Annotated in this window: 16 protein-coding genes; 11 read left to right on the forward strand and 5 right to left on the reverse strand. The window is 50.0% G+C overall.

What is annotated here, in order from left to right; translation table 11 throughout:
* Positions 1 to 37: 37 nt before the first annotated feature.
* Complete coding sequence (locus tag AC0TNG_RS18270) at positions 38 to 946, forward strand: LysR family transcriptional regulator (RefSeq protein WP_024908505.1); 909 nt, start codon at positions 38 to 40, stop codon at positions 944 to 946.
* A gap of 36 nt (positions 947 to 982) precedes the next feature.
* On the opposite strand, the gene AC0TNG_RS18275 is transcribed toward AC0TNG_RS18270, so the two are convergent.
* Complete coding sequence (locus tag AC0TNG_RS18275; RefSeq protein ID WP_024908506.1) at positions 983 to 1,882, reverse strand: LysR family transcriptional regulator; 900 nt, start codon at positions 1,880 to 1,882, stop codon at positions 983 to 985.
* Positions 1,883 to 2,021: 139 nt separating this feature from the next.
* Between AC0TNG_RS18275 and AC0TNG_RS18280 the strand changes: the two genes are divergently transcribed.
* The 10 genes from AC0TNG_RS18280 to AC0TNG_RS18325 all read left to right on the forward strand — a co-directional run bounded on the left by AC0TNG_RS18280 (position 2,022) and on the right by AC0TNG_RS18325 (position 9,548).
* A complete protein-coding gene (locus AC0TNG_RS18280; RefSeq protein ID WP_045910563.1) occupies positions 2,022 to 2,327 on the forward strand; it encodes a hypothetical protein in 306 nt (101 codons plus the stop codon).
* An 11-nt stretch (positions 2,328 to 2,338) separates the two neighbouring features.
* Complete coding sequence (locus AC0TNG_RS18285; protein ID WP_024908508.1) at positions 2,339 to 3,028, forward strand: type 1 glutamine amidotransferase domain-containing protein; 690 nt, start codon at positions 2,339 to 2,341, stop codon at positions 3,026 to 3,028.
* Between the two features lie 84 nt (positions 3,029 to 3,112).
* A complete protein-coding gene (locus AC0TNG_RS18290) occupies positions 3,113 to 4,060 on the forward strand; it encodes an aldo/keto reductase (RefSeq protein WP_473712899.1) in 948 nt (315 codons plus the stop codon).
* Positions 4,061 to 4,162: 102 nt separating this feature from the next.
* Positions 4,163 to 5,197: an amidohydrolase family protein gene (locus tag AC0TNG_RS18295; RefSeq protein WP_473712900.1), complete on the forward strand. Its 1,035-nt coding sequence runs from the start codon at positions 4,163 to 4,165 to the stop codon at positions 5,195 to 5,197.
* Between the two features lie 150 nt (positions 5,198 to 5,347).
* Positions 5,348 to 5,920: an NAD(P)H-dependent oxidoreductase gene (locus AC0TNG_RS18300; protein ID WP_267216459.1), complete on the forward strand. Its 573-nt coding sequence runs from the start codon at positions 5,348 to 5,350 to the stop codon at positions 5,918 to 5,920.
* A gap of 2 nt (positions 5,921 to 5,922) precedes the next feature.
* Positions 5,923 to 6,942 (forward strand): aldo/keto reductase, encoded by a 1,020-nt coding sequence (locus AC0TNG_RS18305; protein WP_061715120.1) that lies wholly within the window; start codon positions 5,923 to 5,925, stop codon positions 6,940 to 6,942.
* 30 nt (positions 6,943 to 6,972) lie between these two features.
* Positions 6,973 to 7,350, forward strand: coding sequence for a DUF1330 domain-containing protein (locus AC0TNG_RS18310; protein WP_024908513.1), 378 nt, complete (start codon positions 6,973 to 6,975; stop codon positions 7,348 to 7,350).
* Positions 7,351 to 7,387: 37 nt separating this feature from the next.
* Positions 7,388 to 7,984, forward strand: a complete 597-nt coding sequence (locus tag AC0TNG_RS18315; RefSeq protein ID WP_032645337.1) for an NAD(P)H-dependent oxidoreductase — start codon at positions 7,388 to 7,390, stop codon at positions 7,982 to 7,984.
* Between the two features lie 49 nt (positions 7,985 to 8,033).
* Complete coding sequence (locus AC0TNG_RS18320; protein WP_061715284.1) at positions 8,034 to 8,729, forward strand: putative quinol monooxygenase; 696 nt, start codon at positions 8,034 to 8,036, stop codon at positions 8,727 to 8,729.
* A 15-nt stretch (positions 8,730 to 8,744) separates the two neighbouring features.
* Positions 8,745 to 9,548, forward strand: coding sequence for a carboxymuconolactone decarboxylase family protein (locus tag AC0TNG_RS18325; RefSeq protein WP_024908516.1), 804 nt, complete (start codon positions 8,745 to 8,747; stop codon positions 9,546 to 9,548).
* A 355-nt stretch (positions 9,549 to 9,903) separates the two neighbouring features.
* Here AC0TNG_RS18325 and AC0TNG_RS18330 read toward each other — a convergent pair whose 3' ends face one another.
* From AC0TNG_RS18330 to AC0TNG_RS18345, 4 genes are all read right to left on the reverse strand, one after another.
* Entirely contained in the window at positions 9,904 to 10,995 is a 1,092-nt protein-coding gene (locus AC0TNG_RS18330; RefSeq protein ID WP_024908517.1) for an HBL/NHE enterotoxin family protein, read from the reverse strand.
* 35 nt (positions 10,996 to 11,030) lie between these two features.
* Positions 11,031 to 11,918: a hypothetical protein gene (locus AC0TNG_RS18335; protein WP_473712901.1), complete on the reverse strand. Its 888-nt coding sequence runs from the start codon at positions 11,916 to 11,918 to the stop codon at positions 11,031 to 11,033.
* Between the two features lie 111 nt (positions 11,919 to 12,029).
* Complete coding sequence (locus AC0TNG_RS18340; protein WP_417927404.1) at positions 12,030 to 13,172, reverse strand: HBL/NHE enterotoxin family protein; 1,143 nt, start codon at positions 13,170 to 13,172, stop codon at positions 12,030 to 12,032.
* 245 nt (positions 13,173 to 13,417) lie between these two features.
* Entirely contained in the window at positions 13,418 to 13,687 is a 270-nt protein-coding gene (locus tag AC0TNG_RS18345) for a hypothetical protein (RefSeq protein WP_417927405.1), read from the reverse strand.
* Between the last annotated feature and the right edge of the window lie 353 nt (positions 13,688 to 14,040).

Consider the following 14,040-nt stretch of genomic DNA (forward strand, 5'->3'; position numbering starts at 1 on the left):
GCATTCGGGCCTTAACGCACAAGGAAAACGATTCTGTATGCAAATAAGCAGAGCTGATGTCGCCGATCTCATTTATTTCATGGCTATTGCACGTCATCGCAGTTTCAGCCGTGCGGCGATTGAATTAGGTGTCAGTGCTTCAGCGCTTAGTCATGCCCTGAAGGGACTGGAAACCCGGCTCGGGGTTCGCCTCCTTAATCGCACGACCAAGAGCGTTACCCCTACGGCTGCAGGTGAAGAACTGGTTCAGTCTGTCCTTCAGCCTTTCGACAAGATAGGAGGCGCGCTTGAATCGCTTAACCGGTATCGTAATACCCCTACCGGACGTATCCGCATCAATGCTGCCGTTGAAGCGGCCAATCTTTTGCTTGCGCCGGTCATGCCCGCGTTTATGGATCGCTATCCCGATATTGAAATCGATATTGTGGCCAGCAACCGTATGGTTGACGTCACTGATGCGGGCTTCGATGCAGGTATCCGCTATGGTGGCACCGTTCCGGAAGACATGGTTGCCCGACGTTTATCTGCCGATATTCGCTGGGTTATCGCGGCATCCCCCGGTTACCTGGAACGCTACGGAACGCCTGAACATCCGGATGATTTATTGCACCATCGCTGTATAAGCAATCGTCTCGGCGACGATCGGATTTATCGCTGGGAACTTGAGCGAGACGGCGAAACGTACCAAATCACTGTGCCAGGCTCTGTGACGGTCAATCAGGCTGAAACGGGCCTTGTGGCCGTCTTAGGTGGAGCCGGCCTGATGTATTTTCCGGAGCCTATTGTTGCCCCCTATGTGAAAGATGGACGGCTCCGCCTGGTGCTTACGGAATGGTCCCCGCTGGAGGAAGGTTTTCATATCTATTATTCAAGCCGCCGGCAATTGCCGACCGGGCTTCGCCTTCTGATTGAGTTCATACAGGAGGCCAGGCCGCTGGGGTTGTGAAATAGCGCCTCCATACTGAACGAGGCGTTATCGTCTTTATCGTCCCGTAGCGGATATCAGAAAATCAATCAGGGCCTTCACTCTTTTCGTTTTGCCCGCGTTTTTGGGGTAATAGAGATACACTGGCGGGTAGGTTTTCCAGTGGCTCTCCATCACGGGTATAAAGCGCTCCCTGTCCGGCTGTAACTGCAAGATGGGTTCAAACAAACGTCCGATTCCCAGGCCGTTACGGATCCCGTCTGCCATAACGTCAATATCGTTGCTGATTAACTGCCCCGGCATCTCAACCGTCAACTGCTCTCCGCGATCGTTCAGAATCAACGGAAGGATGCGGTTGTTAGTAATAAAACGGTAGCCAATGAGCTTGTGTTGACTGAGGTCAGCCGGCACCTCGGGCATTCCATGCTCGCTGATATAAGCTGAGGATGCATATAACCCTTCACGAAAGGGTTTCATTAACGGCCGCGCCACCACCCCACCTTCGAGGATATCGCCAAAACGGATCCCAAGATCAAAACGCTCTTCGATAACATTCACGGTACCGTCGTAAACCGAAATTTCAAGCTGTATACCCGGATATTGCTGACAGAATTTCGCCATTGCAGGCTTAAGAATTAACAGATAGGCAAAACGCGAGAGCGTGATTCGCACGATACCAGAGGGCTCCTGATTCTGGTCGCGAATGCTTTCAAGCGAATGTTCCAGCGACTCCACCGCCGCAGCGGTCTGTTCCAGCAACAGCTGCCCGGTTTCCGTCAGCTCAATACGGCGGGTCGTACGCACAAAAAGCGGATGGCCAATATGATCTTCCAGCAGCTTAAGCGCATTGCTGACGGAGGGAGGCGTAATTTCCAGTTTTCTTGCGGCTGCCGAAATATTGCCCTCACGTGCAATGCTCTGAAAGATGCGTATCTGGTTATACAGGGCGTTATTCATAATGTGTTCCTAAAGCAATCTCCGCCTGATTATTAAGTACAGTCTAAAGATGCTTAAGTCAATGCTCCTCTAATCTTCGTGAAATTCGCCTCTTATACTTTTATCTCTTTCTACAACGACCTGAGTTCAGGAGACTATGATGCGAATTTTATGTCTGGATATCCCCGCACCTGGAGCATCGCTGGAAAAATATGCTCCACACCTTAACGCTGAAGCGCTACACGCCTGGGGATTGTATAAATCCGGCTTCATCCGCGACATCTACTTCCGTCAGGACAGACCTGGCGTCGCTATTTTTCTTGAATGTGACTCTGTCGATGAAGCGATGAACGTAATGGCCGAATTCCCGCTGGCAAAAGCTGGCTTATTAAGCTTTGAGTGCATTCCGCTTGGCTCCTTTATTAACTGGGAAAATCTCTTTGCCGCTGAATTTAAAAATAAATAGTGAGGCCCGATATGAAACCTGCAGATAAACCCGTGCTGTGTGTCGTTTCCAGTCATCCGATTAAAGGCGCATCCGGTGTACCAACCGGTTTTTTCCTGGCCGAGCTGACGCATCCGCTGAAAGTACTGGAAGATGCCGGACTAAAAACGATGATAGCCAGCATTCGCGGGGGACAGCCGCCGGTGGATGGATTTGACCTCAGTGATCCTGTCAACGCCTGGTACTGGAACGAAACCGATTTTCAGCAGCGCCTGGCAACAACACCAGCGTTATCCGAGCTGAACGGTACCGATTACAGCGCCGTTTTCTTTGCGGGCGGCCATGGAACCATGTGGGATTTCCGCGACAGCCAGGATGCCCAGCGTATTATCCGCGAAGTATATGAAAGTGATGGGATTGTCTCAGCCGTCTGCCACGGACCTGCGGCACTGGTTGACGCAAAGCTCAGCAGCGGCGAATACCTGGTGAAAGGCAAAAACGTGGCGGCCTTTACCAACAAGGAAGAGGAAGAAGTTCACACCACAGATGTGGTTCCCTACCTGCTTGAGACTGCACTTCGCGAGCATGGCGCGCTTCATCATGAAGCCCCGAACTGGTCTGAAAATGTGGTTACTGACGGCCGCCTTATCACGGGGCAGAATCCCGCTTCAGCACACGGTGTCGGTGTGGCGCTGTTAAATGCCCTCCGCCAGTCAGCTTAATCCATTCATCTCTTTTTCACCGTTACTCACCCTCTTTGGCCGGTTTACGTCAGCAATGTTCCGGCCTTTTTACAGGAGCTGAATATGAAAACACTACCTTCCGTCGCGCTGGGCACATGGTCCTGGGGCACAGGTTTCGCCGGTGGCGACACCGTCTTCGGCAATCATCTTTCTGATACTCAGATGGCAGACGTGTTCACCACGGCCATGAGTAAGGGCCTCAATCTCTGGGATACCGCAGCAGTATATGGCATGGGGAGTTCCGAGGCCGCACTGGGAGCATTAGTCCGTCAGTTCCCCCGCGAGGATATGATTTTATCCACCAAATTCACACCGCAGATTGCGAACGAACAGTCAGCGCAGCCTGTCAGCGATATGCTTGAGACCAGCCTTGGACGTCTGGGTGTGGACGCGATTGATATCTACTGGATCCATAATCCCCTCGACGTTGAGAAATGGACGCCAGGACTGATCCCACTTTTACAAAGCGGTAAGGTCAAACGCGTAGGTGTTTCCAACCACAATCTGGCACAAATCAGACGCGCCAACGAAATCCTTAACGCTTCCGGTTATTCCCTCAGTGCAGTACAAAATCACTACAGCCTGCTCTATCGCGCTTCTGAAGAGGCCGGGATCCTTGATTATTGCCGAAAAAATAACATCACGTTCTTTGCTTACATGGTCCTGGAGCAAGGCGCGCTCAGTGGTCGTTATGATTCAAATCATCCCATGCCTGCCGGGAGTGGCCGGGCCGAAAGTTATAACGCTGTACTGCCGCAGATTGAAAGATTAACCGCCGCCATGAAAAAAATGGGAGCCGAAAGGAATGCCAGCGTTGCACAGATAGCCATCGCATGGGCTATTGCAAAAGGTACCCTTCCCCTCGTTGGTGCGACTAAAGCCCATCACGTGCTGGACGCCGCCTGCGCTTCAGACATCCAGTTACGCGATGAGGAAATCATCCTGCTGGAACAACTCGCCGCAGAGACCAGAGTGGATACACGAGGCGCCTGGGAAAAACCGATGGTGTAAAGCCCATCCGGAACAGACTGTCATGAATCACATTCACGTATGGACAGTTCAGGGCGATCCTAATCTGTATCACTTTTACTGCTTTGTATGAAGGGTGAGAATATGAAAATCATTTGCCTTGAAGAACATTATCTCGACAGCGAGTTAGGGCGAGCGTGTATGCCTGTTGCGCTTGAGCAGGCGCCTTTCCTTGGCGACTGGGGGAAAACCGTCGCTGATGGTCATAATCCTGACCGAAGCCGGCCGCAGATAGAAAAGAATGCGCTGATAAACGCGAAAGGCGCTGATTTGGGAAGCCGCCGCCTCAGGGATATGGATGAGGCTGGAATTACCCTGCAGATACTCTCTGTGGGCGGATTCCCCCAGCTGGCACCCGAGGATGAAGCGGTAACATTAAATACGGCGGCAAACGATCGCCTTGCCGGGGCGGTAAGAAATCACCCGGATCGCTTCGCGGCATTTGCCACACTTCCCTGGGCACAGCCGAAAGATGCTGAAAATGAGCTTGTCCGCGCAGTTGAAAAACTGGGGTTTAAGGGGGCACTTCTGAATGGCCGACCCTCTTCATGCTTTCTCGATCATCCTGACTATGACTCCCTGCTTTCCCGCTTTAATAAACTGAATGTGCCACTCTATCTTCATCCCGGATTACCGTTTAAAAGCGTGCAACAGGCCTACTTCACGGGCTTTAGCGCAGAGGTCAACGCCCGGCTCTCTATGTTTGGCTGGGGCTGGCATCACGAAGCCGGGATCCATTTGTTACGGCTTATGTTATCGGGCGCATTTGATAAATATCCCCACCTGCAGGTAATCAGTGGCCACTGGGGGGAGATGCTGCCCTTCTGGCTGCAGCGTCTTGATGACAGCCTTCCACTGGCTGCAACGGGTCTGTCACGCACGCTAACGAGAACCTTCCAGGAGCACGTTTACGTTACCCCGTCAGGTATGCTGTCGCTGCCGCACTTCCAGTTTATCTACGCGTTAATGGGGGCAGAAAGGATCCTGTTCTCCGTCGATTATCCCTATCAGACCCTGGACGGTGTAAAAACCTTTATCGACAGTCTGCCCGTCAACAAGGCTGAAAAAGAGGCCATCGCATTTCGCAATGCAGAACGTTTACTGGGCATCACGGCGTAGTTCACGGGTTCGTGATGACCGGTACAATGAGAACAGTCGACCATTATTAGTTTTTGTCTAAAAGTGAATGAGTCTTTACTGCTCTAAAAAAAATAATGGTGTCACTCTATACTGGGTTAAACATTCACCAAATATATTTAACTCATTGAAATGAAAAATATCCTTATTGTTTCAGGCCATCCTGAGCTTACCCATTCCGTCGCCAATGCCACGATCCTTGATGAAGTGGCGACCGCCCTTCCCGATGCTGAAATTCGTCGTCTGGACTGGCTCTATCCGGACGGCAAATTCAATATCGCTGCGGAGCAGGAAAGCCTGCTCAGGGCCGATGTGATTGTCTGGCAGTTTCCTTTTTCCTGGTATGGGCTGCCCGGGTTAATGAAACAATGGCTGGACGAGGTCTTTGTCCACGGTTTCGCGCATGGCTCAACGGCGAAACTGGGCGGTAAAAAGCTGATCCTCTCCTTCACTACAGGGGCGCCACAGGCTCTCTATACCGCTGACGGTTTCTTTGTCCATGCCATTGAAGAGTATCTTATTCCGTTCGAGACCACGGCAAGGCTGTGCAATCTTGAGCTGCTGGCGCCGGTTTATACCTGCGGTATTAGCTACGCCGACCGGGATGCCGACAAAATCGCGCAGCAAAAAACGCTTGCCCGGGAGCACGCTTCAAGGCTTGTCGACCTGCTCAATACCGTCGTGAATAATCCAGAGGGAGAATAACGATGCAGTATACCCGGCTCGGTAAAAGTGACTTACTTGTCTCCCGCATCTGCATGGGGTGTATGGGGTTTGGCGACCCGTTAACGGGCCAGCATAGCTGGACGCTGGACGAAACAGCAAGCCGCGACATTATCCGCTACGGTCTCGAAAAGGGTATCAATTTTTACGATACCGCTATCGCCTATCAGAACGGCTCCAGCGAGCGGTACGTTGGCCGGGCGCTACGGGAGATGGCGAAACGCGATGACGTCGTGCTGGCCACCAAGTTTCTGCCGCGAACACCCGCGCAAATTTCCGAAGGTATCAGCGCAAAGCAGGCGATAGCCCGCTCGCTTGACCAGAGCCTGCAGAATCTGGGGATGGACTACATAGACCTCTACATCTACCACATCTGGGATTACAACACGCCCGTTATCGAGGTGCTTGAAGCGCTGCATGCCGCCGTTACTGCTGGCAAGGTGCGCGCTATTGGTATTTCAAACTGCTATGCCTGGCAGCTGGCGAAGGCGAACGCCCTTGCCGAACGTGAAGGGCTGACGCCTTTTGTCTCTGTGCAAAGCCACTACAACCTGATTATGCGTGAAGATGAACGAGAGCTCTTCGGTCTGTGCGCTGAAGATGATATCGCAATGACGCCCTATAGCGCGCTCGCCAGCGGCCGTCTCGCCCGGAAAGAAGGCCACACGCGGCGAGCCACCGAGGATGCCTATGCCCGCGGAAAATATGACAGCACGGCTGAACAGGATCGGATCATTATCGAGCGCGTCGCCGAGCTTGCCGAACGACATCAGGTGTCCATGACGGAAATCTCACTCGCCTGGCTGCTGACAAAAGTCGCGTCACCTGTCGTAGGGGCCACAAAAAAAGATCACGTCGATGGCGCGGTAAACGCAGTAAATCTTCAACTGAGCCCGGAGGAAATCCGGTTTCTGGAAGAAACCTACCAGCCGCATGTTCTGACGGGGATCATGGCGCAAAACACGCCGCAAACGAAAGACGTTAAGCAGGTCTGGACGCGGTAGTCCTTATTCACTTTCATGAAAGGAGGAAGGATGACTTTTAAGACAGCGGTAGCCTTTCTGTTCGCGCTCTCTGGGCTATCTTCAGCACTGGCGGCAACGCCTGCTTATTATATCGCAGAGTTTCAGGCGACCGACCGTGAAGCGATAAAACCGTACAGCGCTCAGGTTGAGTCAACTTTCAGGCCCTTTGGTGGACGCTTCATCGTCAGAGGAGGTGAACCCGATATTAAAGAAGGGTTCGGAGCACAGGGCCGACTGGTTGTTATTAAGTTTGAGAGTCTCAAAAAAGCCCAGGACTGGTATAACTCGGCCGCGTACCAGAAGATCATTCCTATCCGACACCGTGCCGGTAATTCGCGAACCTATATCGTAGAAGGATTGCCGGAACTGGCTCCTGTTACACCATAGAGCTTTACTACCTTATTAAGACAAAGGAGCTTTTATGATGTGGTTACGTCAGCGCAGAGCAGCAGCATTGTTTTTGTTTGCATTTATCTTCCTCATGCCCGTCAGGCATGCACATAGTCGTGAAAAGACCGACATTAAAACGCTCGCTATCGTCTCTCACCCTTATCCAGAACGCTCAGTTCTGACAAAAGGGTTGCAGGAAGCCGCTGAGAGTCTGGAAGGCGTGACGGTTCGCAACCTTGAGACCTTGTATGGTTATGACACACGTCAGATTAACGGCGATGCAGAGCGAAAAATGATGGATGAGCACAGCCGTGTCGTTTTTATCTTCCCGACACACTGGTTCAATATTACGCCGATGATGAAGGCCTGGCTGAATGAAACCTGGGGAAGTGTCGGACCCGGTCTGTGGCAGGGAAAGGAGATGCTTGTTGTCAGTACGGCTGCGGGGGGCAGCTCCACTTACGGGCCGGACGGCAGGATCGGGGTATCGCTTGCGGATGTGTTTTTACCGATGAAGGCAAGCGCCCTGCACGCAGGTATGACGTGGCTTCCTCCCCTCGTCTTTGAGAGCGCCAGCAGCGATCGGTTACCTTCTTACCAACACCAACTTATAGAACGTCTTAAACAGTAATTTCAATAAAAGGATCATCGTGAAAAAGAGCCTTATTCTTTTAATTTGCATGCTAATAAGCAGCCCTGTCTTTGCAACAAAACCGGACGCGCCGAATAAGCCAGTGATGAATATCTTCGAGCTCGGCGTCAGGCCCGATCGGGACAACGACTTTGCAGACGTGGCCAGGCAGACGATTTCCGCTTCGGTTGATCATGAAGCAGGTACGCTGGCGATGTATGCCCTGCAACGCAGCGACAATCCAGGTCAGGCATTCATGGTCGAACTCTATGAAAACGAGAGTGCTTACCGCAAACATCTGAATGCCGAACCATACAAGGCATTCGCTGCCCGGGCACCTGACATTATCGATCGGAAAAATAAAATCACTCTGGAGCCCCAATTTCTGGGGGACAAACACATCATACCGAATGAGCGAACCATTAATAATCTGGTGATCGTCGAGGTAAAGCCTGAATTTCAGACCGAATTTAAAAACATCGTCCTGCCTGAAATGGCTGAGTCGCTCAAAGTAGAGAAAGGCGTGTTAGCTATGTATGCCGCTACAGACTCACAGACTCCGAACCGCTGGTATTTCTATGAGATTTACGCCAGTGAGGAAGCGTATCAACTGCACCGACAAACGCCACACTTCCGTGACTATCTCAGGCAAACGGCGCATATGAGCGTCAGTAAGGACGCTATCCCGGTAAAACCGGTATTTCTTCGTAACAAAGGCGGAATCAAACAGGATCCGCACCGTTGACCAGTGAGGATTGACATGAAAAGCGTAATTGCAGCGGCGGCCATGTCGCTTGTTATTTCTGATTTTGCTAATGCTGAGGAAACAAGAGGTAAAACTATGATGAAAATTGAACCTTCAGCGATTTCTGAAGCTGATATTCGTTCTGTCTCACCGGCTCTTGCGCGCTTTGGTCGAGAAGCTATTACTGAAGATCTGTGGACACGCGATGCCCTCTCGCCTAGGGATCGTAGTATGGTGACCGTCTCCATGCTAATTGCCAGAAACCAGCCTGGCGACCTTAAGCACTATATAGACATTGCCCTTGATAATGGCGTTACGCCAGCGGAATTGTCAGAAATCATTACCCATCTGGCGTTCTACTCAGGTTGGCCAAATGCAATGTCAGCCGTCAGCGTGACCAAAGCAGTATTTGAAACTCGTGGCGTCACGGCAGATGCACTTCCTGAAGCTTCTCCGGACCTGCTTCCTCTCAATCAGGAAGCAGAAAAGCAGCGTTCAGAGACAGTGGAAAAAAATGTTGGCCCAATATCTCCGGGCCTGGTTAAATTCACTGCAGATCCACTGTTCCTGGATCTCTGGCAAAGACCCGCGCTGAAACCCCGCGACAGAAGCCTGATTACGGTCAGCGCGTTAATCGCATCCGGACAGAGCGCGCAGATTGGCTATCACCTCAATAGAGCAATGGATAATGGACTTTCTGTTGAGGAAGCTGGTGAGATCGTTACCCAGGCCGCCTTCTATGCTGGCTGGCCAAACGCATTTACCGCTGCTCCGGTTGTGGGAGAGGTGCTAAACAATCGATCATCGAGTAAAAGGTAACATTACTGAACACTAAAACCTGACGCACATCACAAAATTAGAACGAACAGTTCATGAACCAACTGACGTGACATCGAGTGATTTATGGACAGCGTTTAACACAGTTATGAACCAAAACTGAGTTCATAACTGTGAGTTTGAATCGCCATTTGATTAATATCCATTTAAAACAGTTTGTTATACTGTTTCTGGTGCTGTCGTAAATTATGTATATTCCTCAAACCCAGAATAGTTAAATTAAGTTGATTATTAACTTATGCTGTTTTGTACCACCCACCTTCAACCAACGGTGCTGACGCTATACCTGTTCTAAAAGGCTTTTCTGCCCGGCGGTTGCCGGGCAGCTCTTCGCCTGTCATGCACTCGACTTCAGTTCATTTGCGGGAACAGTATTAAAAGGCAGCGGCCCTAACTGCATCACGCTTCCCGCCTGCTCGCCTAGCTGTTGCCACTGGCGTTTCATCGCGCTCAGCCTCAGTGCCAGATACCCTTTTGAACTCTGCTGCAGGTCGGCCAGCGTTTGCTGGTAGCTATCAGCAACGGTCTGCCATCCGTTGACCAGCAGCTTAGCGGCATCAATGGCAGACTGAGAAAGTCTTTCACTGGCCGTCAACTGGTTATAAACCGTGTCAAAAACAGCCACTTCCAATTCAAGCCCGACGAGATTGGTCAACGTTGTGCTGTACTCTTTTTGCGCTTTGACGATATCGGCAGAGCTTATGGTCATCGCCAGCGTTCCGCCCGCGACCAGGGTAATACCTGCAGCCAGAAGCGTTTGCGTTGCCCCACCGGTTTCGATAATTGTTGTGGCCGCAATGACAATCATGCCGATCCCTATAATGTCGCTCACCGCTCCCGCCGAAATCTGCACAATATCTGCATCCATCTGTTTATTCAGATCGTTTAGCTTCTGCCGAAGTGCCGATATTTCCCCTTTATCACCGGTAATTTGCGTCTGCACGGTTTCTTTAGCCTCTTTAAATGTGCTCTGACTGCTGTTGATCCCATTCACATAAACCTGGACGTTATCGACAAACACCCCCGTGGAAGTGACGTTTTTCTGAGCAAGAAAAAGCAGCTGCTGGATGCCCTGCTGGATATAAGGAAGCTGGCTTTTATCCCCCATGTCATATTTTTGTGCCGCCGGAAGAAGTGCATCGACATAAGCCCCCACCTGATTCGAAAAATTACGCACATTCACCAGAGAAGAAATGGCCGCCGGATTAATCGAGGACAACCATTCCTGCGCCTGATCGCGCGCAATAGCCTGCTGTGCAGGAAGATCAGGTAAAATATCTAAATGAATGTTGGGTTGACATAATACAGTGCTCGCATAAGTCTGTTGAGCAATCGATGAAGCACCAATGCCCTGAATACCTGTCATTAAGGTATTGGTTGATGATGATTCAGTATCATTTTTCACAGCTGCAATGGCTTGCATGATCATAATGAAAACCTCAAAGTCGTTAATTGGTTTTTGCCTTACTGCAATTGCTCAACGGTGCGCATCACTTCCTGCCAGTTCGCCTGCACGGTATTAACCGAGACGATAAGAAAATCCGCAGTCACCTGTTGTTGGGTGACCTCCGACAGCTCGGCCGTCACGGTTTGCCAACCATATTGAAGAGATTGTGTCAGGCCACACAAAATAGCGGTTCCTTTGGTCAATGCGTTCAGTGCATCACTGGTGGCGCCGAGCTGTCCTATTTCCTGATAAAGCCTCTCCGTTTCCTGTTGCGCCTGGCCAATCGCCCGCTCTGTGCTTTGCACATAGCCTGTTAATTCCATAATGGCGGCGCCAATCCCAAGAGTAAAAATGCCGATGATAATTTCCATCCTCTTTTTACTTTCAAGCTCAGCATTCAGCGCATTCAGCTGAGCGTTAAGAGCCTCTAATCTTGCCCGATCGGCAGCTAATAACTGTTGCGCCTTTTGCTGATCGGCTAGCAAGTTCCTTGAGTCCGACGTAATGTTATTATTAAAGGAAATAACAACTTCATTGAAATTATTCAGAGAGGCGGATAGCGGCGAGCTGTCGGAGAGTAATTGCTTAATCTGCCCCTGAGCTTTTGCGAGATACTCCTGTCCGTCAGGACCATTTAATTCAGAACGGATGTTAGCAACCGTAGAATCCAGCGCGTCTCCAAACCTGATAGCGTCGGAATACAACGAATCCATTTTCACCACAATGTCAGACAGATAATAATTCGCATGATTGTGGACGGAGACAATATTTTCATTCAGGTCGGAGATCTGCGGTTCGTTAATGGGCGGAAGCTGTTCTAATTGTTGTGCGACCTGCTTCATCTGTTGACGCACATTTTGTTGAGCCGCTAATGCCTGAGTAAAGCTGACTTTTAATGCTGGCATACTCTGAACCTTAGACATGGGTCTTTTATTGGCATCATCGTGAAACGATGCGTCCGGTTTTTCTGTTAAAACAATCAGACCCTCACGGGCCTGATTGATGATTGATGAACGCTATGCAGCAGCCAGCCGTGCAAACGTCGCCGTTGGATTAGGTAACAGGATCCCACCGCTGGTAACCGAAGCGTTGCTGACCGGTAAAGAACCATAATCCAGGAGTTTACGGGCATGATTGCCAACGTCATCCCAGTCCGCTTTCGCCGCATTGAGTTGCGCGATCAGGAAATAACCTAAATCGGGGGTCGCGCTGGTCAGCGCCGACTGGAAGACAATAAAGTCCTGTTCTAGCGTCTGCCAACCTGTCAGTAAAGAACCCGCGGCCTGAACCGCAGCAGATGCCTGGCCTGAAAGATTCTGAACAATCGTATTCACGTTTTTGGTGGCAGAATACTGTTGTTGTAGTTTTGTTCTGGTCGTAATGGCCGTGCTGAGCGCGCTGGTTTGCTTGGCATAGTCAACTCCCCCAGCAATGGCAACACCAGCACCGGCTCCAACGACCACCAATCCACCGACAATCAGTGCGGTACTGACGCCTGCGGTCGCAATTTCCGCCAGTGCCCCCACGGCAATCATTAATCCCCCTACCACTGCGGCGGTTGAACCCGCTGCAATCATAGTCAAGTCTTTACTCATGGCGGAATTAATAGCGTCGATTTGTTTCCCCAGTGCGGCAATTTGCCCGTCTTTACCGGCTAATGCCGCCTCTGCCGTCGAAAAATCACTGGCGAAATTGCGGGCATCTTCGGCAAGCGTGGTCTGGAACCCCCCCACTGAATTAACCACGGTATGCGTAGCGGTTTGTTTTTGAGCGACCAACGCCTGAAGTTGCTGAACACCCAGTTTAAAAGTATTAATTGATGCTGTGTCCGAAGGGTTTTGCTGTATTTTTACCGCCAGCTTAACCAAAGGATCATAATAGGAATCAAAATTGTTAGAGAAGCTCACAATATCCGTATTGGTTGAGATCATTTGCGGCTGTATGGCATCACGCCAGGATGTGGCATGGTCTCTGGCCTTTGCCTGATGTTCCGGTAGATCGGGTAATATATCAGGCAGAGAGAGATCGGCCTGTGTTAAAATGGTGCCTACATAGTTTTGAATAATCACAGCTGCCGTGGTTGAGGCATCAGCACTCGCTTTCATGTTATTACTGTTAATCGACGGATTAGTGCCGGCCTGTAGAATATGATTTAGCATTATTAAATACCCTTTCTGTTACTAAGATCGGAGTGAACTCTTAGAACTCAGTTAAATATAAAACATATTGACCGTGGCTAATCAGGTCATTTCATACCAAGGAAATCGTGTTTTAAGCTCACAACTTCTTTCAATAAGTGGATTAAAGCAAAGCCAAGTTAATAAAAAGCACTTATTTACGAAAAGACCGTCAAAGCCTGGAATGTTTTCCTAAATCACGCATTGACACAGTATTGATTGAAAGTTCAGATTCGGGTGATCCCGACAATATGCGGAGCCCCCTGCAAAGGCTGGAGGATTTCAACAATAGACTCCCACACCACTAAAGCAGGCGGAATTGAAGCAAGGCACTTGAAGCGATAATTTGTCCCGGCCACTAACTGCGTTGAGACGGCCTGCGGCTCATACGTTACACCAACAAATCCCGCCATGGCTTCTTTAAATACCTGCCAATCTTTTTCGGTCAACGTATGATAAGCCGTCCAGCCACCAACAATAGTCTCTTGATTCGACATGATATTGCCTCGATATTAGTCATCCTACTCATTTGGCTTTTCGGAGTTCGCCCCATCTATTTTGAAATGGTTTCTGGAATCCATTTATTTCCATACATATTTGTAAAGAAAAAAACCACCAGCTTCAATCTGGCAGAAGCTGCTTGTGATATATTTTATATTTTAACCAGTGCAATAACTGGCAATCAGAACGTTCTTAAATATTAGTGGTACAATCATTTCCCGCAACTGACTTTAATAATACGGAATTTCATTTTACTGCACCATGGTTTACATGGTGTAATGTGCTACTTTATAACATAAGCAAAGTAGCAATGATGGCTTTTTCATCTTAATCCAGAGCAATGCCTCAA

The organism is Enterobacter sp. PL_is514 (assembly GCF_055816715.1).